This window comes from Bacteroides sp. ET336, assembly GCF_024733815.1.
Lineage (GTDB): Bacteria > Bacteroidota > Bacteroidia > Bacteroidales > Bacteroidaceae > Phocaeicola > Phocaeicola cellulolyticus.
On sequence record NZ_JANRHK010000001.1, the window covers coordinates 88528 to 110384 of the forward strand.

A 21857-nucleotide genomic window follows, 5' to 3' on the forward strand; every position below is an offset into this window, starting at 1 on the left:
ATGAAGAAACAAATCATATTGACAATGTGTGCAGCTGCTGCTTTGAGCAGTTGCCACATTTATAAAGCTTACGACCGTCCTGACACTATTGATGCTTCCGGTATTTATAGAGATCCTGTTGCGGCTAATGATACATTGGTATCAGACACTACAAATATGGGTAACTTACCTTGGAAGGAAGTGTTTAAGGATGCAAAACTTCAGGCATTGATTGAAGAAGGACTTCAAAACAATGTTGATATGCAGGCAGCTGTGCTTCGTGTGAAGGAAGCTAAAGTAATGCTTACTTCTGCACGTTTGTCTTACCTGCCTTCAATTAATCTTGCTCCTCAGGGTACAATGACTACCATTGGAGGTGGAGATATGGTAAAGGCTTACCAGTTGCCTGTAGCTGCAAGCTGGGAAATAGACCTTTTCGGTAAGATACTTAATGCTAAACGTGGACAGCAGGCTGTATATTTGCAGAGTCAGTACGCCCAGCAGGCTGTTCGTTCTCAGATTATTTGTGGCATTGCAAACGTATATTATACATTGTTGATGCTTGACCGTCAGGTGGAAATCACTACAGAAACGGCTGCTATCTACAAAGAGAATGTACGAGCAATGGAAGCTATGAAATTGGCCGGATATGTAAATGAGGCAGCAGTCACACAGATGCGTGCTGCCAGTCATCAGGTTGAGGCTTCATTGCTTGACTTGAAACGTCAGGTTCGTGAGACTGAAAATTCATTGGCTGTACTTCTTGCAAAAGCTCCGCAGGCAATAGAAAGAGGCAAACTTGCCGATCAGGTTATGCCTGAAGAATTGACAGCCGGAGTACCATTGCAGCTGTTGGAAAACCGTCCTGATGTGAAGATTGCAGAAATGACACTTGCAAGTGCATATTATACGACAAATCAGGCTCGTTCGGCCTTCTATCCTAGCATAACTATTGGTGGTAATGCAGGATGGACTAATGGCTCCGGAGTAACTGTTTCCAATCCGGGACAGTTTATGTTCCAGGCTTTGGCTTCTTTGACACAGCCTATATTCAATCACGGCAAACTGGTGGCAAACCTGAAAGTTTCTAAAGCGGAAGAGGAGATAGCCCGCATGAACTATCAGCAGACTATTCTTGAAGCAGGTCAGGAAGTCAGCAATGCCTTGTGTCTGTATGAGACAGTTGACAAGAAGCTGATAGAAGATCGTGGTAGAGTAGAGCAACTTGAAAAAGCCGTGACTTATACAAAAGCTTTGTTCCAGAGTGCTGAGGCTACATATCTTGAAATTCTTACAGCACAGCAGAACCTGTTGAGTGCGGAATTGACAGAAGTTTCTGATAATTTCCAGCGTATTCAGGCTGTTATAAATCTGTATAGCGCACTTGGTGGCGGACGTGAATAATTAACCTTAAAAACAATAAACACATGATTAGTCCTTTAGCTTATGTTGATCCTTCTGCAAAGTTGGGCAACAATGTAACAGTGCATCCGTTTGCCTATATCGACAAAAATGTCGAGATAGGCGATAACAATGTGATAATGCCATATGTAAGTCTTATGAGTGGTACTCGTATGGGCAATGGTAACACTGTGTATCAGGGAGCGGTGATAGCTGCCGTACCTCAGGATTTTTGTTATACTGGTGAAGAAACATTGGTAAGAATAGGTGATAATAATGTGATTCGTGAAAATGCTGTCATTACACGGGGTACCCATTCTACTCATGATACAGTAGTGGGTGACGGTAATTTCATCATGCAGGGAGTACGTATTTCGCATGATGTAGAGATTGGCAACGAATGTATTATAGGAAACGGTTCGCAAGTATCTGGTAACTGTAAGATTTTCGACCGTGCAATACTTACTTCGAATGTCCTGATGCAGGGAAATACCCGTCTGGGCAGTTATTCTATAGTTCAGGGCGGTTGTCGTTTTACAAAAGATATACCTCCATTTATAGTTGCGGCTCATGAGCCAATATCATTCTATAGCATCAATACTCATGTGTTGGAGCATGAAGGATTTCCTGAAACACAGATCAAGCACATTGCTCAGGCTTACAGAATTCTTTATAAGGCAAACACATCACAGCACGATGCCTTGATCAGAATAAAGGAACAAGTTCCTGGTAGCGAGTATATTGATATGATAATAGACTTTGTATCATCATCAAAGCTTGGTATTATTCATTAATTTAAATATTGGGTATTTGCCGGTACTGCTATAATGTATGTACCGGCATTTTTTTGTATATGGATATAAAATAAAGATGTATATTTGCAGCGTTTTTAATAGTATATATTTTGTCCTACAAAATAACGTTTTTGTATTTTCATGAAGAATAGACTGCACTATACATTTCTAATAGCTTTGTTCGTGATGCTGGGGTTGATGTCTCTGCATTATTTACCCGATATAAATTTATGCGGTAAAACATTTAGAAAAGTTGATTTATTGTCAGATATACGTTGCGACGTACATGTTGCCGATACTTTAAATCTTGATTCTCTTTTTTCAGAGCCGGTTGTAAAACCACCGTTTGTTGACTCTTGCAAGGCAGGAATAGAGTGTATAGAAGACTATTCTGATTCTACAGAGTATGGCATGTCTCACTTTTACGAAGCGTTGTCGGATATTGAAAACAGGCAGTCTCCTGTAAGGATTGCATATTTTGGCGATTCATTTATCGAGGGAGATATTCTTACGGCAGATTTACGAAGTCTTTTGCAGACAGAGTTTGGAGGAAAAGGGGTAGGCTACGTAAGTATAACGTCCAAATTCCCTGGTTTCCGACCGACTGTAAGACATAGTTTCTCAGGATGGGCTTCGCACAATGTAACAGATTCAATTGGTTTTATCCGCAACAGGCAGGGTATTGCAAACAGTTATTTTAATGCAACAGAAGGAGCATACACCAGTTTGGAAGCCACTTCAAAATATGCTTCTTGTCTTGACGGTTGTACTTCCTCGTCTATCTTCTACCTAACGGACGATTCATTGTATATTTCGGCAGAAATAAACGGTAGCAGCGAGCAGAAATTCCGTGTGAAAGGAGATAGCACATTGCAGTGTCTTACCGTGAATGGTAATATAAAGAAAGTGAAGTGGAATATTGAGAAATCGTCTCAGGATGCATTGTTCTATGCTGTAACAATGGACAGTAACAACGGTATAATACTTGATAATTTCAGTACTCGCGGTAGTAGCGGACAGCAATTGTTGGGAATACCTTCATCTCTCCTGAAGAAGTACAACAAACTGCGTAAATATGATCTGATTGTTTTTCAGTATGGTCTGAATGTAGCTTTCGAAGGAGGTTTGGATTACGGATATTATAAGGATGGAATGAAGTCCGTTATTCAGCATTTCAAGAAAGCATTCCCAGATGCCTCCATCCTTATAGTAGGTATAGGTGACAGAGAAACTAAAGATGAAAACGGAAATCTCAGAACCATGCCCGCTGTTAAGGGGCTTATAAGAAGCCAGCAAATGCTAGCGGCAGAAACAAATGTTGCATTCTGGAACCTTTATAATGCAATGGGTGGGGAAGGTAGTATGTCGAAGATGGTAAATTCTAATCCGGCTATGGCAAACTATGATTATACACATATAAATTTCCGTGGAGGAAAATACATTGCAGGATTACTGTTTGATGCAATAATGTATGGAAAGGAGCAATATGAGAAAAGGAAATCATACGAGATGCAGTAAAGCAGTTGGATACAGATGCATCATTATTGTGCTGTCGGTCTTTCTGCAGACATTCTCAGAAATGTATGCTCAAGATGTTGTGCCTGAAAAGGCAAAGAGGGATCACAATTCCGGTCCTGTATATTCAAGTACTGCCATGGAACATCTTATGAGATTTATTTCTGTTGAAAGTCCCATGCCTGCATCCTTCAAAGATACAATGGAGAATGTGATAATTGATCCTGAAAGGACGCTTGACGTATTTTGGGAAAAATTGTCAACGATGGAACGCCCTGTACGTATTGTTCATATAGGCGATTCGCATGTTAGGGGGCATATATTCCCTTATAAGATGAGAAAATTGCTGGAAGAGGATTTTGGAGCAGATGCAGTACTTGATTATAATGTTTCCTATCATACCACAGGCATAGCATCCGAGACAGGCAGGTCTGGAATCGTATATCATATATTGGGAGTGAACGGAGCCACTTGTGAATCTTTCAACAAACCGGAAAGAATAAATGAAATCACGTCATTAAATCCGGATTTGATAATAATGTCATTCGGAACCAACGAGGCGCATGGCAGGAGTTACAGGTCAGATCAGCATCGTATTCAGATGATGAATCTGATAAATGAACTGAAGAAAGGTTGTATAAATGCAGGATTTCTTATAACCACACCGCCGGGAGCATATGTAAAATCTGGAAGGAGAAACAGGATTATAAATGTACGTACCCCGTTAGTGGTCAGGACAGAAAAAGATTTTGCTACCGAAAATAAAATTGCTGTCTGGGACCTTTACGACGTGGTTGGAGGTGAAAAGTTTGCTTGCAAGAACTGGACCGCAGCAGGCATGTACCAAAGAGACAAAATACATTTCACGCGCGAAGGATACGCGCTTCAGGGATTATTATTACACGAAGCATTTATTAAAGCATACAATGATTATGTGGCTACAAAAGTTTATTGATATTTTGGAGAATTTCGGAATTGATTACCATAAAATATTGGATGTATTGACATACAATCCGCAGCAGCCGTTGATATTCAGCAGTGGCTTGTTTGTCTTTCTGTTCTTGGCGTTCAGTTTAGTATATGTGTTGCTTCGTAACCATACCACAGCCAGGCTACTGTTTGTTTCGGCCTTTTCATACTATTTCTATTACAAGAGCAGCGGCTTTTATTTCTTTTTGCTGGGTATTGTGACTGTTACCGACTTTATTCTTGCCAGAATAATGGAAAATACCGCAGAAAAGGCTAAGCGCAGACTATTGGTAATTATAAGCTTATGTGTCAATCTTGGGCTTTTGTGCTATTTCAAATACACCAATTTCTTTTATGAAATGTTTGCTCCGTTATTCGGAGGAAATTTTGAGCCTTTGGACATATTCTTGCCTGTAGGAATTTCATTTTTTACTTTTCAGTCGTTAAGTTACACCATCGATGTGTATCGTGGCGACCTGAAACCTCTACGTAGCTTGCTTGATTACATATTCTATGTATCTTTCTTCCCACAACTGGTGGCAGGTCCGATTGTTCGTGCACGTGATTTTATTCCACAGATACGTCAGCCGCTTTTCGTGAGCAGTGAGATGTTTGGTCAGGGAGTGTTTTTTATAGTTAGCGGTTTATTCAAGAAAGCTGTAATATCCGACTATATAAGCGTAAATTTTGTGGAACGTATATTCGAAAATCCCGGCTTGTATTCCGGTATTGAAAACCTCTTCGGTATATACGGTTACGCATTGCAGATTTATTGCGATTTTTCCGGGTATAGTGACATGGCAATAGGTTTGGCATTACTGCTCGGTTTCCGTTTTCCTATGAACTTTAATTCGCCCTACAAATCGGATAGCGTTACAGAGTTTTGGCACAGATGGCATATATCACTGTCCACATGGCTTAGGGACTATCTTTATATTTCATTGGGAGGTAACCGTAAAGGGAAAATACGTACATATATAAATCTCATATTGACAATGCTCCTTGGAGGATTATGGCATGGCGCATCATGGAATTTCGTTGTTTGGGGAGGTCTTCATGGTGTGGCTTTGGCAGTACATAAATTTATACGCAGTATATTGGGAAGAGAGAAAAATTATCAAAGCAGGGGAATAAAGAAGTTCTTTGCTGTAATCATAACCTTCCATTTTGTATGTTTCTGCTGGATATTTTTCCGGAATACCACTTTCGATGGCTCTGTGACAATGATAAAACAGATATTCTCGTCTTTCCATCCTGAATTGTTCGAACAGCTTGTATCCGGCTATTGGAAGGTATTCTTGCTTATGGTTCTAGGATTTGCTCTGCACTGGTGCCCGGACAGGTGGCAGAATGCATGTTCAAATACTGTAACCAAGATGCCTTTGATAATGCAGGCACTCCTGATTATAATAGTCATATTTATAGTAATACAGATAAAGAGCAGCGATATACAACCATTTATATATTTCCAGTTCTGATATAAAAACAGCGGTGCAAAATTCATTATGAACCTTGCACCGCTTTATGTTTTCATGAAAACATTTATTTGTTTTTATACATGTTTTCGTAATAGTTCTGATAATCTCCGCTTGTTACGTTTTTCACCCATTCCTGATTGTTCAGATACCATTCTATGGTTTTTACTATGCCGTCTTCGAATTTCGTTTCCGGCGTCCATCCCAGTTCTTCAGAAATCTTGGTTGGATCAATAGCATAACGTTTGTCGTGTCCCAATCTGTCCTTAACGTAAGAAATCAGCGAATCGTTAATCCAGTCTATAGATATTTCACCATTTTCATTGAGTTCCTTTTTCTTTAGTATTTTTCTCAATTCAGGTTTTTCCGACATCATGTCGTGGATAGTGCTTATTGTAAGCTTTACTATATCTATATTCTTCTTTTCGTTATGTCCGCCTACGTTGTAAACTTCTCCGCATCTGCCTTTGTTTACCACCAGGTCAATGGCCTTGCAGTGGTCTTCCACATACAGCCAGTCTCTCACATTCGATCCGTCGCCATATACAGGCAGTCTTTTTCCTTCAAGTATATTCTTTATGATGAGCGGAATAAGTTTTTCAGGGAAGTGATACGGCCCATAGTTGTTTGAACATCTGGTAATTGTAACCGGCATCTTGTATGTGTCGTGATATGCCATGACAATCATGTCCGCACTTGCCTTTGATGCACTGTAAGGGCTATGTGGACATAATGGAGTGGTTTCAGTGAAATATCCTTCCGAACCTAACGAGCCATAAACTTCATCGGTAGAAACTTGATGGAATCTCACGTCCTTTCTCCATGTAGGATAGCCTGTTTCATCTTTACCAGTAACCCAGGCTCTGCGGGCTGCATCCATGAGGTTTTGTGTGCCTAATATGTTGGTCTGTAGAAACAACTGAGGGTCTTCTATGCTGCGGTCAACGTGACTTTCTGCTGCAAAATTCACAATACAGTCGAATTTATAGTCAGCAAACAGACGTTCTACAAGTTCGCTGTCGCATATATTACCTCTTACAAAAAAGCAGCGTTCATTGTCAATATCGCTGTCTATTGTAGCCAGATTTCCGGCATACGTCAAAGCATCCAATATTACGACTTTAATATCATCGTGTTTTTTCAGAATGTATTTGATGTAATTAGAACCTATGAAACCTGCTGCTCCTGTGACTAAATACGTTTTCATAAAAAGTGTTTATAATTCGAGTGCAAATTTGGGAAAGATTTCTTTAACTGACAAATATTTTTGCAATTAATCTTTTAGCTCAATTACCTCTAGGTCTGAGAAGTTACAATTATTGATATTGAACCTCACAAGCGTACGTACGGTGTGAAAACCATATTTGCCGGCAGCTCCCGGATTGATGTGCAGGAAGCCTAGTTCATTGTCATATTTCACCTTCAGAATATGCGAATGACCGCTTATGAATAGGTTGGGAGAGGACTCTTGCAATACCTTTTTTATGCTGTTGTCATATTTTCCTGGGTATCCTCCTATATGTTTCATAATGACATCGGCACCCTCTACGGTAAATCTGTTTGTTTCAGGTAGTATTTTGCGGATATCCTGTCCGTCAATATTGCCATATACACCTCTGAACGGCCTGAATCCGGCAAGCCTGTCCATGACTTCTTTTGAGCCTATGTCTCCTGCATGCCATATCTCGTCACATTCCTCAAAATATTTCAGATACCTCTCGTCCCAATATCCGTGCGTGTCAGACAATAATCCGATTCTTTTCATCCCACAGTATGAATTATTTCAGTATGGCTGCTATGTTTTTGATTATTTCCGGGTTAGGCAAATCTTTTTTCTGAATGAGCAGATAAGCGAAATTGTCTGCCAGAATTTCTTCCGGATTTATTGTGTATTTAGTGTTTCTTCCCACTTTGTCATAAAAATCTTCAGCCTTGTCAATACCGTATATGATGGTCTTCCCGTCTGTGCGCAATGGTATAAGATTTTCATCCAGCGGTATAAGACCTACGTTCAGATAGTCGCCAAGTCCTCCGGTAGTGTATGCCTTGTCTGAATATATAATCATCGAGCATTTCTGTTTTGTTCCGTCAATAGTGAATTCGGCATAGCTGTCGTACTGTTCGATGTCCGGATTTGAGATTTTCCTTTCCACTATGTCTATAGGGAAAAACAGTTCTCTGTCAGTTACTTCGAATCCTATTACAGAATAAACAGATTTTTTGAAATTCTTGTCGCTTCTAGTTAAAAGATGAAACATTTCATGAGCAAGAAGATATTCCAGATTGTCTTTTGTTGCCTTATTGATAAAATCCTCTCCCAGGGCAATCCAGTTCTTTCTGGTATATGCCGTTACGTTCATCTCTTCTTTCATTGATGTCTTGACAAGTACAATCTCATGAGGATATTTTATTTTCAGTTTTTGTTTGTCTATCTTCGCTTGAAGCGATTTGAACGCTGCTGTAATCTTTTTCTTGTCTTCGTCGCTCCAGTTCAATGTCTCGTTCATTGCAAGTCTGAGCAGTTCTGATTTTCTTCCGTCTTCTTTTCCCAGACGTAAATTTATATCCAGGCTGTTCAATTTATTGGTGAAGTTATCTATGTCTGTGATAAGCATTTGTGCTTCAGCCTTTGTGGCGAAACGATAGGATATTTTTTTCTGTGCCAGTGCTACAGTTGAGATACAAAGTAATATTGCCGATAATACTAAATGCGATATTTTCATAATCGAGATTTTTTATGATTATATTTATTTTGATTTACAACAGCGTAAATTTAAATAAAAAAAAGCCATTCACATATATCAAGCTTTATCTTTTACGTTTTTTTATATCGTGTCCGTAAAAAGAACCTTGGTTAGTGAATGGCTTTTTTATTATGATATATCCTTATTCTTTGTCTTTAAGAGCTTCGAAAATCAGTTTTTCAAGTTCTTCTGCCAGTTCAGGATTGTCTTGTATGCAAACTTTGGCTGCGTCTCTTCCCTGTCCCAGTTTTGTATCATTGTAGCTATACCATGATCCGCTTTTCTTGATTATTCCTAGTTCAGCTCCCAGGTCTATTATTTCTCCGCTTCTGGAAATACCTTCGCCAAACATAATGTCGAATTCGGCTTTGCGGAAAGGAGGTGCTACTTTGTTCTTAACAACTTTCACTCTTACCTGGTTACCGATAACGTCTTCTCCGTCCTTCAGTTGTGTAGTACGGCGTATGTCAAGTCTTACTGACGCATAGAATTTCAGAGCGTTACCGCCTGTAGTAGTTTCAGGGTTACCGAACATTACACCGATTTTCTCGCGCAACTGGTTGATGAAGATACAGGTCGTGTTTGTCTTGTTGATGGTTGATGTAAGCTTTCTCAGTGCCTGCGACATCAGTCGTGCCTGAAGACCTACGCGGTTGTCGCCCATGTCGCCTTCTATTTCAGCTTTAGGAGTAAGTGCAGCTACAGAGTCGATAACGATGATGTCGATAGCTGATGAACGGATCAGCTGGTCTGCAATTTCGAGAGCCTGTTCACCGTTGTCCGGCTGTGAGATAAGCAGATTGTCGATGTCAACTCCAAGTTTTGCAGCATAGAAACGGTCGAAAGCATGCTCAGCATCGATGAAAGCTGCTATACCGCCTGCCTTCTGTGCTTCTGCAATGGCATGTATTGCCAGAGTGGTTTTACCTGATGATTCAGGACCGTAGATTTCTATGATACGTCCTTTAGGATAACCGCCTACACCAAGTGCGGCATTAAGTCCTATTGAACCGCTAGGGATTACTTCAACTTCTTCCACATGGTCATCACCCATTTTCATGATTGAACCTTTTCCGAAGTTCTTTTCTATCTTGTCCATGGCAGCCTGCAGTGCCTTCAGTTTTTCCGAGTTATTAGGCTTTGAAGGGCTGTCTATGCCACCTTCAAATTCCAGTTCGTCTTTCTTTGCCATATATGATTGAGTTTATATGTTGTTATTATTTTAAAATCTGTGCTGCGTGGTCTTTTGTCTTCACCTCTTTAGGAGAAATGATTCTTTCTATCACCCCTTCTTCGTTGATGATGAAGGTAGTACGGAAAGTTCCCATATATTTTCTTCCGTACATGCTTTTTTCACCCCAAACACCGAATTCCTGAACCAGTTTCTGTTCCGTATCGGCAATGATGGTGAATGGCAGACTGTTCTTTTCAATGAATTTCTGGTGCGATTTGGCATCCTGTATGCTTGCACCTATAATTTCGTATCCTGCATTTTGCAGAGCCTCGTAGTTGTCGCGCAGATTGCATGCCTGTGCAGTACATCCGCTGGTCATGTCTTTAGGATAGAAGTAAAGTACTACTTTCTTTCCTTTGTAATTGCTCAGGCGTATTTCTTCGCCTTTTTCGTTCAGTCCCAAAAAGTCGGGCGCCTTGTCTCCTACATTCATGGTATATATAAAGATAATTAAAGCCCGCTCCGGAATAAGTCATACTGAGGATACATATTCCGAAGCGGACTTTTATGTTAGTATATTAAAGTTCCAAATCTCCGTCGAACACTTCATGCCATGGCAATCCGTACATGTTCAATGCTTCCATGAATGGATCCGGATCGAATTCTTCCACGTTCCATACTCCCGGACGTTTCCATAATCCTTTCAGGAACATCATGGCACCTATCATTGCCGGAACACCTGTAGTGTAGCTTACTCCCTGCATACCTGTTTCCTTGTAAGCAGCCTGGTGAGAACAGTTGTTGTAAACGTAGTATGTACGTTCCTTTCCGTCTTTCACACCGCGGATACGGCAACCGATAGAAGTTTCACCTTCGTAGTTTTCGCCAAGATCCTGTGGGTTAGGCAATACGGCTTTCAGGAACTGCAATGGAACGATTTCCATTCCGTTGTAGTTTATAGGCTCTATGCTTGCCATACCGATGTTCTGTATCACTCTCAGGTGAGTGAGGTATTCCTGTCCGAATGTCATCCAGAAGCGTGCACGCTTGATGGTAGGGAAGTTCTTTACGAGCGATTCGAGTTCTTCGTGATAAAGCAGATATGAATCGCGCGGACCGATGTTTGGATAAGTCAAATCCTTGTGGAATTCCAGAGGTTTTGTAGTTACCCATTTTCCGTCTTCCCAGTAACGTCCGTTCTGAGTGATTTCGCGGATATTTATTTCAGGGTTGAAGTTTGTTGCAAATGCTTTGTGATGATTTCCTGCATTACAGTCAACGATGTCGAGGTAATGCATTTCGTCGAAGTGGTGTTTAGCTGCATATGCAGTATATACACCGCTCACTCCCGGGTCGAATCCGCATCCGAGGATGGCAGTCAGACCTGCATCTTCGAAACGTTTCTTGTAAGCCCACTGCCAGCTGTATTCGAAATGAGCTTCGTCTTTTGGCTCATAGTTGGCTGTATCAAGATAGTTCACTCCTGCCTGCAAGCAAGCTTCCATGATAGTCAAATCCTGATAAGGAAGAGCTACGTTAATAACGATTTCGGGTTTAAAACTGTTGAATAAAGCCACCAGTTCGGCCACATTGTCTGCATCTACCTTAGCGGTTTTGATGTTTGGGTTGCCGATTGCCTTTACAATCGCGTCACATTTTGACTGGGTGCGGCTAGCAATCATCACTTCTGTGAAAACTTCAGGATGCTGAGCCACCTTGTGTGCAACAACGGTACCTACACCGCCTGCACCGATAATCAATACTTTACTCATTTAATATATTAATGTGAAATTTTAATTCCCGGTAAACGTTACCGTTCAATATGCAAAGATAAGACTTTTTTCAAAATTGCATGCAGTATTGTTCAAATATCATTATTTTTATATCAGAATAGAAAAAACAATAACATTGTTTGTTACTTTTGTGTGAACAATGGATAATTGTTTTTGTTATAGTATTTGAAATATAAAAAAACAGGAAAAAGGTATGAAGAAAATGTTAATCAGTGCAGCAGCCTTTGCTGCGGTTGTTTTGTCATCTTGTGGAACAACAGGCAAATCAGTAGATATTTCGGGCGAGTGGAATGTTGTATCAGTAAAGGGTGAACAGGTAGCAGGCAATCCTTACATAGGTTTTGATCTTGCAGAAGGACGTATATACGGAAATGCCGGATGTAACAGAATAATGGGTGGAGTAGAGGTTGACTCTGTCAATCCGGGCAAAATAGGATTTACTGGAGTAGGTGCAACACGTATGATGTGTCCTGACATGGAAACAGAACAGAAAGTTCTTGAGGCATTGAACGAGGTTGCCGGATATCAGGCTTCGTCTGCCGGAGTAGAGCTTACTGACAAGGACGGCAATGTATTGATGTCGCTCGAAAAGAAAGAAGCTCCTGCCGTATCAGTAAATGACATCAATGGCAAATGGAATATAACAAAGGTGGAAGGTGCGGCTGTAGAGGTTGCTGACAAGACTCCTTTCATCTCATTCAATGTGGCAGAGAACGCTGTCCACGGAAACGGCGGATGCAACATCATCAACGGTTCATTCTCTCAGGAAGAGGGCAATCCTTCTTCTCTTAAATTCGGTCAGATGATAAGCACCATGATGGCAGGTCCGGGTATGGAAACAGAGCGTAAGGTCCTTTCTGCCATGAATAAAGTAGCTTCATTCGTTGTTAATGAAGACGGAACTTTGTCGCTTATGGATGTTGCTGATAATGAGGTTCTTCTGCTGGTTAAGAGCGAAGACGGAACAGTGTCAGAATAAGTCTTGATACGTTTAAAAAAAATGAACGCACGTTTCTGGTAAAACGTGCGTCCATTTTGTCTCGAATGGGCGTCCATTTTGTTTCGAACGTGCGCACGTTTTCTTTCTTTATTTATATAGTCCTTCATTATTTATAATTTCATATACCGTAGGATGCAGAAAATACCTCACGTCTTTACCCTGTGATATACTCTGGCGGATAAAGGTAGAGCTTACTTCTATCAGTGGACTGTCAACGGCTCTTACGTTTTGTGGCAACGTTTCTGGAATATCATATCCGAGTCGTGGATAGACCAATACATGATGCTTTGATATGATTTCTTCCGGCGATTTCCAACGGTCGAAAGCCGCCCAGTTGTCGGCTCCGATTATCAGGTAGAAATCCCTGTCAGGGTATGTTTCGGACAGTTTGTTAAGGGTATTTATGGTATATGAAGGTTTGGGAAGACTGAACTCAAAATCGGAGACGCGGAAACGTCCGTATCCACTTACAGCAGCGTGCACCATCCTCAGACGGGTCTTGTCGTCAAGAAGCTTTTCGTTTTGCTTGAACGGGTTTTGTGGGGAAACGAGAAACCATAATTCGTCAATGTAATCATTCTCGCACAAGTAGTTGGCCAATGCCAGATGTCCTATGTGGATTGGATTAAACGAGCCTCCGAAAATGCCTGTTCTTAACTTCTTCTCTTCCATAATCTGTAGTTGACAACTTGCCATGCCGCAACCAGTATCATGGCTGTAGCTATTATATATTCTTCCTTGGCGATTGCCACTATGCCTACGGCAATAGCTGCAAAACCGATGACGATTGTTAAAATCGCCATCAGTTGCATTATCTTTTTAGGATTTCTGGCCATATTATTTTTTCAGGAAATTACTGATGGTTTCAAGTACTTCGGCCTGTGCTTTTTCCAGCACGTCGTTCACTATCACTACATCGAACTTGTCGGCATAGCTTAGCTCGAACTCGGCTTTTGCTATACGGCTTTCTATCACTTCTGGAGAGTCTGTGCCGCGTCCGTTAAGTCGTTTGCGCAGTTCTTCCACTGATGGTGGCTGGATGAATACGGAGAGGGCACGTTCGCCATAGAATTTCTTTATGTTGCATCCGCCTACTACATCAACATCGAATATTACGTTCTGACCTTCCGAAAGCTGTTTCTCGACTTGCGATTTCAGTGTTCCGTAGAAGCGGTCGGTATATACTTCTTCGTATTCAAGAAACTCTCCGTCTGCTATTTTCTGTCTGAACTCATCAGGAGTAAGGAAGAAATATTCCACTCCGTTCTGTTCTGTACCGCGTGGCGGGCGGCTTGTTGCCGAGATTGAAAATGCCAGATTAAGGTTCTGTTTCAGCAGATAGTTTATTATTGTTGATTTGCCTGAACCTGATGGGGCTGAAAAGATTATAAGTTTTCCCATGATTACATTACGTTTAATACCTGTTCCTTGATTTGTTCCAGCTCGTCTTTCATCTGGACTACTATGTTTTGCATTTCTGCATGGTTTGACTTGCTGCCTGTAGTGTTGATTTCACGTCCCATTTCCTGAGCTATGAATCCAAGCTTCTTGCCCTGACCGTGTCCGCCTGCCATTGTTTCGCGGAAGTATTTCAGGTGGTTGGCGAGACGTTGTTTCTCTTCGTTGATGTCAAGCTTTTCGATATAGTATATCAGTTCCTGTTCCAGACGGTTCTTGTCATAGTCAACGCTTATTGTCTTCTCCAGTGCATCGGTGATTTTTTCTCTTATGCGTGCCACTCTTTCTTTTTCGAATGGTTCGATGGATGCGAGCAGACGTTCGATGTTGTCAATCTTTTCGTTGAATTTCTTTTCAAGAGCCGCTCCTTCCTGTTTGCGGAAGTTTACCAGGGCATTGATGGCTTCTTCCACAGCACCTTTGGCCACTTCCCATTCCTCGTCTTCCAGCACCTGCATGTCAACCTTTGTCAGTACGTCGGGCATGCGGAGCAGGGTGGCAAACCAGTCGGAAGGTAATGGAATATTACATGTTTCTGATATATTCTTTATTTGTGAGTAGTAATTCTGGAGCAGTGCGGCGTTGATAGGAGTTGCTGCGTCCGAAGCTTCCTTTTCTATCCACAGGCTGAAGTCAACTTTTCCGCGTTCAAGACTTTTGGAAATCATGTTTCTGATTTCCATTTCTTTTTCTCTGTACAATGGGGCTATTCTGGCTGATACGTCAAGTGCCTTGCTGTTTAGTGATTTTATTTCTACGATAATTTTTTTATCGTTGTAAGTAACTGTTGATTTACCGTAACCGGTCATTGATTGTATCATAACAAATTCTATTTTTTTGCAAAAGTAAGGAAAAGTGAGGAATTTATAGAAAGAGAGTGGGATAAAAAGTGTATATTTGCAGACAATAATATATTAAAAGTAAACTATGTCGTGTATTTTACATATTGAGACTTCTACAGAAGTATGTTCCGTATCTGTAAGTCAGGACGGAGCTTCTATTTTTACAAAGGAAGATTTTAACGGACCATCTCATGCCACAGTGCTTGGTGTGTATGTTGATGAGGCTTTGTCGTTTGTTGATAATCATGCTATTCCGCTCGATGCAGTGGCAGTGAGTTGCGGGCCTGGTTCATATACCGGACTTAGAATAGGAGTTTCTATGGCAAAAGGTATTTGCTATGGCAGAAATATTCATCTGATAGGTATTCCTACGCTGGAAGTGATGTGTGTTCCTGTGCTTCTCAATCATGATTTGCCTGACGATGCTTTGTTGTGTCCTATGATTGATGCTCGCCGTATGGAGGTGTATGCCGCAATATACGACCGTTCTTTGAAGGCTTGTCGTGAAATCAGTGCCGACATAATAGATGAGAATTCTTATAAGGAATTCCTTGACGAACATCCGATTTATTTCTTTGGTAACGGTGCGGCGAAATGTCGTGAAAAGATTACTCATCCTAATGCTCATTTCATTGATGACATTCATCCGCTGGCAAAATGGATGTTCCCTTTGGCAGAAAAGGCTATCGCCTGTGAAGATTATAAGGATGTAGCTTATTTTGAACCTTTCTATCTGAAAGAATTTGTAGCTTCTACGCCTAAAAAACTACTTTGATATAAACATTATTACGAATATATGGAATACAATACACAGCAACGCCGTCTTCCGCTTCCTGAATATGGACGAAGTGTGCAGAACATGGTTGACCATGCGCTTACGATAGAAGACCGTGAGCAAAGGCAGATATGTGCAAACACTATAATCAAGATTATGCGCGGAATGTTTCCGCAATATAAAGACAATGCAGACCTGAATCAGAAACTTTGGGATCATCTGGCTATTATGTCTGATTTTAAGCTTGATATTGATTATCCGGTGGAGATTGTAAAGAAGGAAAGCCTGCATGTGAAGCCTGACAGGGTTCCGTATCCTCAGTCAAAATTGCGTTATAAGCATTATGGCCGTTTTGTGCAGGATATGATTAATGTTGCTGCAGGATATGAGGATGGTGAAGAGAAAAGACAGCTCATCAATCTTATTGCCAACCAGATGAAGAAGGACTATCAGAACTGGAATAAGGATGGTGTCGATAATCAGAGAATTGTTGACGACCTGTGTGAGTTGTCCGACGGTAGAATAAAAATTACTGTAGATGATGTGAAAATGTTTGAACATCGTGTGTTTACGCAACGCCGTCGTCAGACAAACAACAATCAGCAGAAGCGTAAAAACAATAATGATAAGTAATTGTCGGTTATCATATGTCATCGTGTGGAATGACTAATGACAGACTGACTTAATAATTAAGAATATGAGCTCATTTGTAATAGAAGGCGGACACAAACTTCATGGAGAGATAACACCTCAGGGAGCAAAGAATGAAGTTCTGCAGATATTATGTGCCACATTGCTCACTTCGGAAGAAGTTACGGTTCATAATATCCCTAATATACTGGATGTGAACAATCTGATTCAACTTATCAGCGACATGGGGGTGAAGGTTTCAAAACTGAATGCTGACACTTATTCGTTCAAGGCTGATAACGTAAATCTGTCATATCTGGAAAGTGAGGAGTTTTTGCTCAGATGTTCCAAACTGAGAGGTTCTGTTATGCTTGTCGGACCACTGTTGTCGCGTTTCGGTAAGGCTATGATTTCAAAGCCGGGGGGAGACAAGATAGGCAGACGCCGACTGGATACACATTTTATCGGTATTCAGAAACTGGGAGCTTCATTCGAATATGATGCGGAACGTGGGGTATATACGCTTTCTGCAGATAATTTGAAAGGAACATACATGTTGCTTGACGAGGCTTCTGTGACGGGTACAGCCAATATTGTTATGGCTGCTGTACTTGCCGAGGGAGTGACGACTATATATAATGCAGCTTGTGAACCTTATCTTCAGCAATTATGCAAGATGCTGAACCGTATGGGAGCAAAGATTTCCGGAATAGCATCAAATCTGCTTACTATAGAAGGTGTAAAGGAATTGAAAGGTTGCACTCATACTGTATTGCCTGATATGATTGAGGTTGGTAGTTTCATAGCTATGGCAGCTATGACCAGAAGTGAAATTACCATTAAGAATGTTTCGTATGAGAACCTTGGTATAATCCCTGACAGCTTCCGCAGATTGGGTATCAGACTCGAGCAGAAAGGTGATGACATATTGGTGCCCCAGCAGGAACATTATGAAATAGAGTCGTTCATAGACGGATCTATTATGACTATAGCCGATTCACCATGGCCTGGACTTACTCCTGACTTGCTTAGTGTTATGCTGGTAGTGGCTACACAGGCTAAGGGTAGTGTGCTTATACATCAGAAGATGTTTGAAAGCAGGCTGTTCTTTGTTGACAAACTCATAGACATGGGAGCACAGATAATATTGTGCGATCCGCATAGAGCAGTAGTTATCGGTCATGACCATAATTTCAGTCTGAGAGGTGGAAATATGACTTCGCCGGATATACGTGCCGGAATTGCGTTGCTTATTGCTGCCATGGGAGCAGAAGGCACAAGCCGGATTCACAATATAGAACAGATAGACCGTGGATATCAGAATATAGAACAACGTCTGACTGCACTGGGGGCTCGTATCACAAGAATTTAATTAATACAGATGATTAGAAAAGAAGAAGTATATAAAATAGGAGTGATAAACAAACCTCATGGGGTGAAAGGAGAGGTTTCCTTTACTTTCACTGATGATATATTCGACCGTGTGGATTGTGATTATCTTATTTTGCTTATGGACGGGATTCTTGTACCGTTTTTTATAGAGGAATATCGTTTCCGTTCGGATAATTCTGCTTTGGTGAAATTTGAGGATGTGGATACGGCAGAAAAGGCCAGAATGTTTACCAATGTGGAAGTGTTTTTCCCTATGAAATATGTGGAGGAACAGGACGAAGTAACATCGTGGAACTATTTTGTGGGCTTCGAAGTGAATGATGTAAATCATGGAATACTTGGCAGGATAGTTGATGTGGATGACGCTACTATAAATGTACTGTTCGTTATTGAAAAGGAAGACGGAAGCGAGATCCTGTTGCCTGCACACGAAGAATTCATACTTGATATTGACCATAAGAAGAAGTGTGTGAAAGTGGATATTCCTGAAGGATTGTTGGAATAATAAAAACTGATGAGCATGAGAAAGAAAGGACGTAAGGCGTTTTGGCATAATATTAAGTTTAAATATAAACTGACTATCATCAACGAAAATACGTTGGAAGAGGTGGTAGGAATACATGTCTCCAAACTGAATGGGCTTTCTGTCCTTATATTTGCTTGCACTGTAATATTTATTATTGCTGCGTTGATAATCGCATTTACACCACTGAGAAACTATTTGCCTGGTTATATGAACAGTGAGGTGCGCGAAATGGTTGTCGCCAATGCTTTAAGGGCTGATTCATTGAGACAGGCTTTGGAAAAACAGAACATGTATATAATGAATATACAGGATATTTTCAGTGGAAAAATAAAGGCAGACACGGTTCAGTCGATAGATTCGCTCACCAATCTGCGTGCTGAACAGCTTATGGAAAGAACTAAGGAAGAAGAGGAATTCCGTCAGCAGTATGAACAGAAGGAACGGTATAATTTGCGTGCCATAGATACAGGGAATGCGGTGGCAGGACTGGTGTTTTTCAAGCCTGTAAACGGAGTTATGGATATGAATTTCGATCCTGAAAAGAAACATTACGGGATAGATGTGATAACTGGTCCTAATGCAAATGTTCTGGCTGTATTGGATGGAACTGTAATCATGGCTGCATATACAATAGACGATGGTTACGTAATACAAATCCAGCATTCGCAAAATTTTATCAGTATATATAAACACTGTGGTTCATTGATGAAACAACCTGGAGATAAGGTGAAAGGTGGCGATGTCATTGCTTTGGTGGGAAAAAGTAAGGAAAAGCCAAGCGGACATTATCTTCACTTTGAACTTTGGCACAGTGGTACGCCAATCAATCCGGAAAAATATGTAGTTTTCTAAGATTATGAAGAAACAGATAGCAATTTTGGGCTCTACTGGGTCTATTGGTACCCAGGCTTTACAAGTGATAGAGGAACATCCTGATTTATATGAAGTGTATGCTCTGACAGCTAATAATAAAGTAGAAAAACTTATTGAACAGGCCAGAAAGTTTCAGCCTGAGGCTGTAGTTATAGCAAACGAAGATAAGTATCAGCAACTTAAAGATGCTTTGACTGACCTTCCTATAAAGGTTTATGCTGGAGCAGAAGCATTGTGTGAGATAGTGGAATCAGGACCAGTCAATATAGTTCTCACTGCAATGGTGGGTTATGCAGGTCTGAAACCGACCATGAATGCCATAATGGCCGGAAAAACAATTGCACTTGCCAATAAGGAAACACTGGTAGTTGCAGGAGAGCTTATAACTGAACTGGCACAACAATACAGAACTCCTATTTTGCCGGTTGACTCTGAACACTCGGCAATATTCCAGTGTCTTGAAATGAATAATCCTATCAGTAAGGTTATTCTCACGGCATCAGGAGGGCCTTTCCGTACATTCAGCATGGAACAACTGGCAACAGTAACCAAGGAACAGGCTTTGAAGCACCCTAACTGGAGTATGGGAGCAAAGATTACCATAGATTCTGCTTCTATGATGAATAAAGGATTTGAAGTTATAGAGGCCAAATGGCTTTTTGGAGTTAAGCCTGAACAGATTGAGGTGGTGGTTCATCCACAGTCGGTCATACACTCTATGGTGGAATATAAGGACGGTGCGGTAAAGGCCCAGCTTGGTGTACCAGACATGCGTCTGCCGATACAATACGCGTTCTCTTATCCTAAACGCGAGAGTCTGTCGGGCGAACGTCTTGATTTCATGAAATGCAATACACTTACATTTGAAGCTCCTGACACAAAACGTTTCAGAAACCTTGCTTTTGCATACGAGGCTATGAACCGTGGAGGTAATATGGCTTGTATATTGAATGCAGCCAATGAGGTCGTAGTTGCAGCTTTCCTGAAAGACCAGATTTCTTTCCTGGGAATGAGTGATGTAATTGAAAAAACAATGAATAAGGTGACTTTCATCAGTAACCCTACATATCAGGATTATGTAGAGACTGATGCTATAGCACGCCGTATAGCTGCAGAGTTTGTCATAAATTCGGGCTTTTAGTCAATAACCTATTAAAAAAAGTAAGAAAAATCAATGGAGACATTTTTTATCCGTGCCCTTCAATTGGTGCTAAGCTTGTCTATTCTGGTCATAGTACATGAAGGAGGACACTTCTTTTTTGCGCGTTTATTCAAAATAAGGGTTGAGAAATTCTATATATTTTTCGATCCATGGTTTTCTTTGTTCAAATTCAAGCCTAAGAATTCGGATACGGAATATGGTGTAGGATGGTTGCCGTTAGGCGGATACTGTAAAATTGCAGGTATGATAGACGAATCGATGGATACCGAGCAGATGAAGCAGCCTGCACAGCCTTGGGAGTTCCGTTCAAAACCTGCATGGCAGAGATTGCTGGTGATGATAGGAGGAGTGATGATGAACTTCATTCTGGCTTTGTTCATCTATTCAATGATTCTGTTCACATGGGGTGACAAATATATCGCACTCAAGGATATGAGCTATGGGTTGAAGTTTAACGAAACTGCTCAGGAAATAGGTTTCCGCGATGGTGATATACTTATCAGTGCCGATGGAAAAGAACTTGACCGTTTCGGTATGGATATGATACGCAGTATGGTTGAAGCCAAGGAAGTGACTGTATTGCGTAATGGAGAAACTGTTAATATTGCCATGCCTGAATTGAGCCTTATTGATGTGGCACAGCAGGATCCTATGTTTGTTGATGTATTCCATCCTAATGTAGTCGATTCAGTGCTTGCAGGTGGCGGATTTGCAAATGCCGGAATACAGAAAGGCGACTCGCTTATAGCTGTCAACGGAAAAACTCTTAATTCATGGAATGACTTCCAGAACCAGATTGCCGATTTGAAACTTAGGGCTGAAGTTGCAGAAAAGACTACAGCTGAATTTTCTTTGGTGTATTCGCGTGCGGGAGTAAGAGATACCGTAAATGTGACTACTGACGAGCAGTTCAAAGTGTCTGCCTTTGGAGGACTGCTTAACTACACTCCTACGGTGCGTTCATTCGGTTTCTTCGAGTCATTCCCTGCAGGAGTTACTCTTGGTGTAAATACATTGAAAGGGTATGTGAACGACCTTAAATATGTATTCACTAAGGAAGGAGCCAAGAGTGTGGGTGGTTTCGGTACTATCGGAAGCATCTTCCCTAAGGTTTGGGACTGGCAACGTTTCTGGTCAATGACAGCATTCCTGTCTATTATATTGGCATTTATGAACATTCTGCCTATTCCTGCACTCGACGGTGGACATGTGCTCTTCCTTATCTATGAGATTGTGGCCCGCCGCAAGCCTAGCGACAAGTTCCTGGAATATGCTCAGATGGTTGGTATGTTCCTGCTTTTTGCATTGCTTATCTGGGCAAATTTCAATGACGTACTTAGATTCTTGTTATAATT

23 protein-coding genes are annotated in these 21857 nt (G+C 41.1%); 13 read left to right on the plus strand and 10 right to left on the minus strand.

Annotated features, from left to right (window positions below; translation table 11 throughout):
• The 5 genes from NW213_RS00440 to NW213_RS00460 all read left to right on the plus strand — a co-directional run bounded on the left by NW213_RS00440 (position 1) and on the right by NW213_RS00460 (position 6136).
• Positions 1 to 1383, plus strand: coding sequence for a TolC family protein (locus NW213_RS00440; RefSeq protein ID WP_258321494.1), 1383 nt, complete (start codon positions 1 to 3; stop codon positions 1381 to 1383).
• Positions 1384 to 1406: 23 nt separating this feature from the next.
• Positions 1407 to 2174, plus strand: coding sequence for an acyl-ACP--UDP-N-acetylglucosamine O-acyltransferase (lpxA, locus tag NW213_RS00445; protein ID WP_258321495.1), 768 nt, complete (start codon positions 1407 to 1409; stop codon positions 2172 to 2174).
• A 141-nt stretch (positions 2175 to 2315) separates the two neighbouring features.
• On the plus strand, positions 2316 to 3692 hold the full coding sequence (locus tag NW213_RS00450; RefSeq protein ID WP_204391733.1) for an SGNH/GDSL hydrolase family protein: 1377 nt from the start codon (positions 2316 to 2318) through the stop codon (positions 3690 to 3692).
• Positions 3661 to 4644 carry a GDSL-type esterase/lipase family protein gene (locus NW213_RS00455; RefSeq protein ID WP_258321496.1) on the plus strand — a complete coding sequence of 328 codons (984 nt, stop codon included), beginning with the start codon at positions 3661 to 3663 and terminating at the stop codon, positions 4642 to 4644. The genes NW213_RS00450 and NW213_RS00455 overlap by 32 nt, the downstream gene beginning before the upstream one ends.
• The gene (locus tag NW213_RS00460; protein WP_258321497.1) at positions 4622 to 6136 is read left to right on the plus strand and encodes an MBOAT family protein; all 1515 of its coding nucleotides are present in this window, start codon (positions 4622 to 4624) and stop codon (positions 6134 to 6136) included. Before NW213_RS00455 ends, NW213_RS00460 begins: the two co-directional genes overlap by 23 nt.
• 64 nt (positions 6137 to 6200) lie before the next feature.
• On the opposite strand, the gene rfbB is transcribed toward NW213_RS00460, so the two are convergent.
• The 6 genes from rfbB to NW213_RS00490 all read right to left on the minus strand — a co-directional run bounded on the left by rfbB (position 6201) and on the right by NW213_RS00490 (position 11823).
• Entirely contained in the window at positions 6201 to 7340 is a 1140-nt protein-coding gene (gene rfbB, locus NW213_RS00465) for a dTDP-glucose 4,6-dehydratase (protein ID WP_235340099.1), read from the minus strand.
• Between the two features lie 66 nt (positions 7341 to 7406).
• A complete protein-coding gene (locus tag NW213_RS00470; protein ID WP_204391725.1) occupies positions 7407 to 7898 on the minus strand; it encodes a metallophosphoesterase in 492 nt (163 codons plus the stop codon).
• Positions 7899 to 7911: 13 nt separating this feature from the next.
• Complete coding sequence (locus NW213_RS00475) at positions 7912 to 8856, minus strand: hypothetical protein (protein WP_258321498.1); 945 nt, start codon at positions 8854 to 8856, stop codon at positions 7912 to 7914.
• A 163-nt stretch (positions 8857 to 9019) separates the two neighbouring features.
• A complete protein-coding gene (gene recA / locus NW213_RS00480; RefSeq protein ID WP_154044695.1) occupies positions 9020 to 10069 on the minus strand; it encodes a recombinase RecA in 1050 nt (349 codons plus the stop codon).
• A gap of 25 nt (positions 10070 to 10094) precedes the next feature.
• Entirely contained in the window at positions 10095 to 10544 is a 450-nt protein-coding gene (gene bcp, locus NW213_RS00485) for a thioredoxin-dependent thiol peroxidase (protein ID WP_154044694.1), read from the minus strand.
• An 85-nt stretch (positions 10545 to 10629) separates the two neighbouring features.
• Positions 10630 to 11823, minus strand: coding sequence for a saccharopine dehydrogenase family protein (locus NW213_RS00490; RefSeq protein WP_154044693.1), 1194 nt, complete (start codon positions 11821 to 11823; stop codon positions 10630 to 10632).
• Between the two features lie 214 nt (positions 11824 to 12037).
• Here NW213_RS00490 and NW213_RS00495 point away from each other — a divergent pair, with 214 nt between their 5' ends.
• Positions 12038 to 12823: an META domain-containing protein gene (locus NW213_RS00495; protein WP_258321499.1), complete on the plus strand. Its 786-nt coding sequence runs from the start codon at positions 12038 to 12040 to the stop codon at positions 12821 to 12823.
• Positions 12824 to 12931: 108 nt separating this feature from the next.
• On the opposite strand, the gene nadD is transcribed toward NW213_RS00495, so the two are convergent.
• Genes nadD through NW213_RS00515 form a run of 4 tightly spaced genes read right to left on the minus strand, consistent with a single transcriptional unit; the run spans position 12932 to position 15123 of the window.
• Complete coding sequence (gene nadD, locus NW213_RS00500) at positions 12932 to 13516, minus strand: nicotinate (nicotinamide) nucleotide adenylyltransferase (RefSeq protein WP_258321500.1); 585 nt, start codon at positions 13514 to 13516, stop codon at positions 12932 to 12934.
• Complete coding sequence (locus tag NW213_RS00505) at positions 13498 to 13647, minus strand: hypothetical protein (RefSeq protein WP_309148277.1); 150 nt, start codon at positions 13645 to 13647, stop codon at positions 13498 to 13500. The genes nadD and NW213_RS00505 overlap by 19 nt, the downstream gene beginning before the upstream one ends.
• Before the next feature lie 34 nt (positions 13648 to 13681).
• Positions 13682 to 14245 (minus strand): guanylate kinase, encoded by a 564-nt coding sequence (gene gmk / locus NW213_RS00510; protein WP_258321501.1) that lies wholly within the window; start codon positions 14243 to 14245, stop codon positions 13682 to 13684.
• 2 nt (positions 14246 to 14247) lie between these two features.
• The gene (locus NW213_RS00515) at positions 14248 to 15123 is read right to left on the minus strand and encodes a YicC/YloC family endoribonuclease (RefSeq protein WP_154044688.1); all 876 of its coding nucleotides are present in this window, start codon (positions 15121 to 15123) and stop codon (positions 14248 to 14250) included.
• A 106-nt stretch (positions 15124 to 15229) separates the two neighbouring features.
• Between NW213_RS00515 and tsaB the strand changes: the two genes are divergently transcribed.
• From tsaB to rseP, 7 genes are all read left to right on the plus strand, one after another.
• A complete protein-coding gene (gene tsaB, locus NW213_RS00520) occupies positions 15230 to 15919 on the plus strand; it encodes a tRNA (adenosine(37)-N6)-threonylcarbamoyltransferase complex dimerization subunit type 1 TsaB (RefSeq protein ID WP_235340093.1) in 690 nt (229 codons plus the stop codon).
• A 21-nt stretch (positions 15920 to 15940) separates the two neighbouring features.
• Positions 15941 to 16552, plus strand: a complete 612-nt coding sequence (locus NW213_RS00525; RefSeq protein ID WP_258321502.1) for a DUF4290 domain-containing protein — start codon at positions 15941 to 15943, stop codon at positions 16550 to 16552.
• A 64-nt stretch (positions 16553 to 16616) separates the two neighbouring features.
• Positions 16617 to 17921 carry a UDP-N-acetylglucosamine 1-carboxyvinyltransferase gene (murA, locus tag NW213_RS00530; protein WP_154044685.1) on the plus strand — a complete coding sequence of 435 codons (1305 nt, stop codon included), beginning with the start codon at positions 16617 to 16619 and terminating at the stop codon, positions 17919 to 17921.
• 9 nt (positions 17922 to 17930) lie between these two features.
• Entirely contained in the window at positions 17931 to 18446 is a 516-nt protein-coding gene (gene rimM / locus NW213_RS00535) for a ribosome maturation factor RimM (RefSeq protein ID WP_154044684.1), read from the plus strand.
• A gap of 15 nt (positions 18447 to 18461) precedes the next feature.
• Positions 18462 to 19319, plus strand: a complete 858-nt coding sequence (locus tag NW213_RS00540; protein WP_258321503.1) for a murein hydrolase activator EnvC — start codon at positions 18462 to 18464, stop codon at positions 19317 to 19319.
• Between the two features lie 4 nt (positions 19320 to 19323).
• Positions 19324 to 20481: a 1-deoxy-D-xylulose-5-phosphate reductoisomerase gene (dxr, locus tag NW213_RS00545; protein WP_258321504.1), complete on the plus strand. Its 1158-nt coding sequence runs from the start codon at positions 19324 to 19326 to the stop codon at positions 20479 to 20481.
• Positions 20482 to 20514: 33 nt separating this feature from the next.
• Positions 20515 to 21855, plus strand: coding sequence for an RIP metalloprotease RseP (gene rseP / locus NW213_RS00550; protein ID WP_258321505.1), 1341 nt, complete (start codon positions 20515 to 20517; stop codon positions 21853 to 21855).
• Positions 21856 to 21857 lie beyond the last annotated feature (2 nt).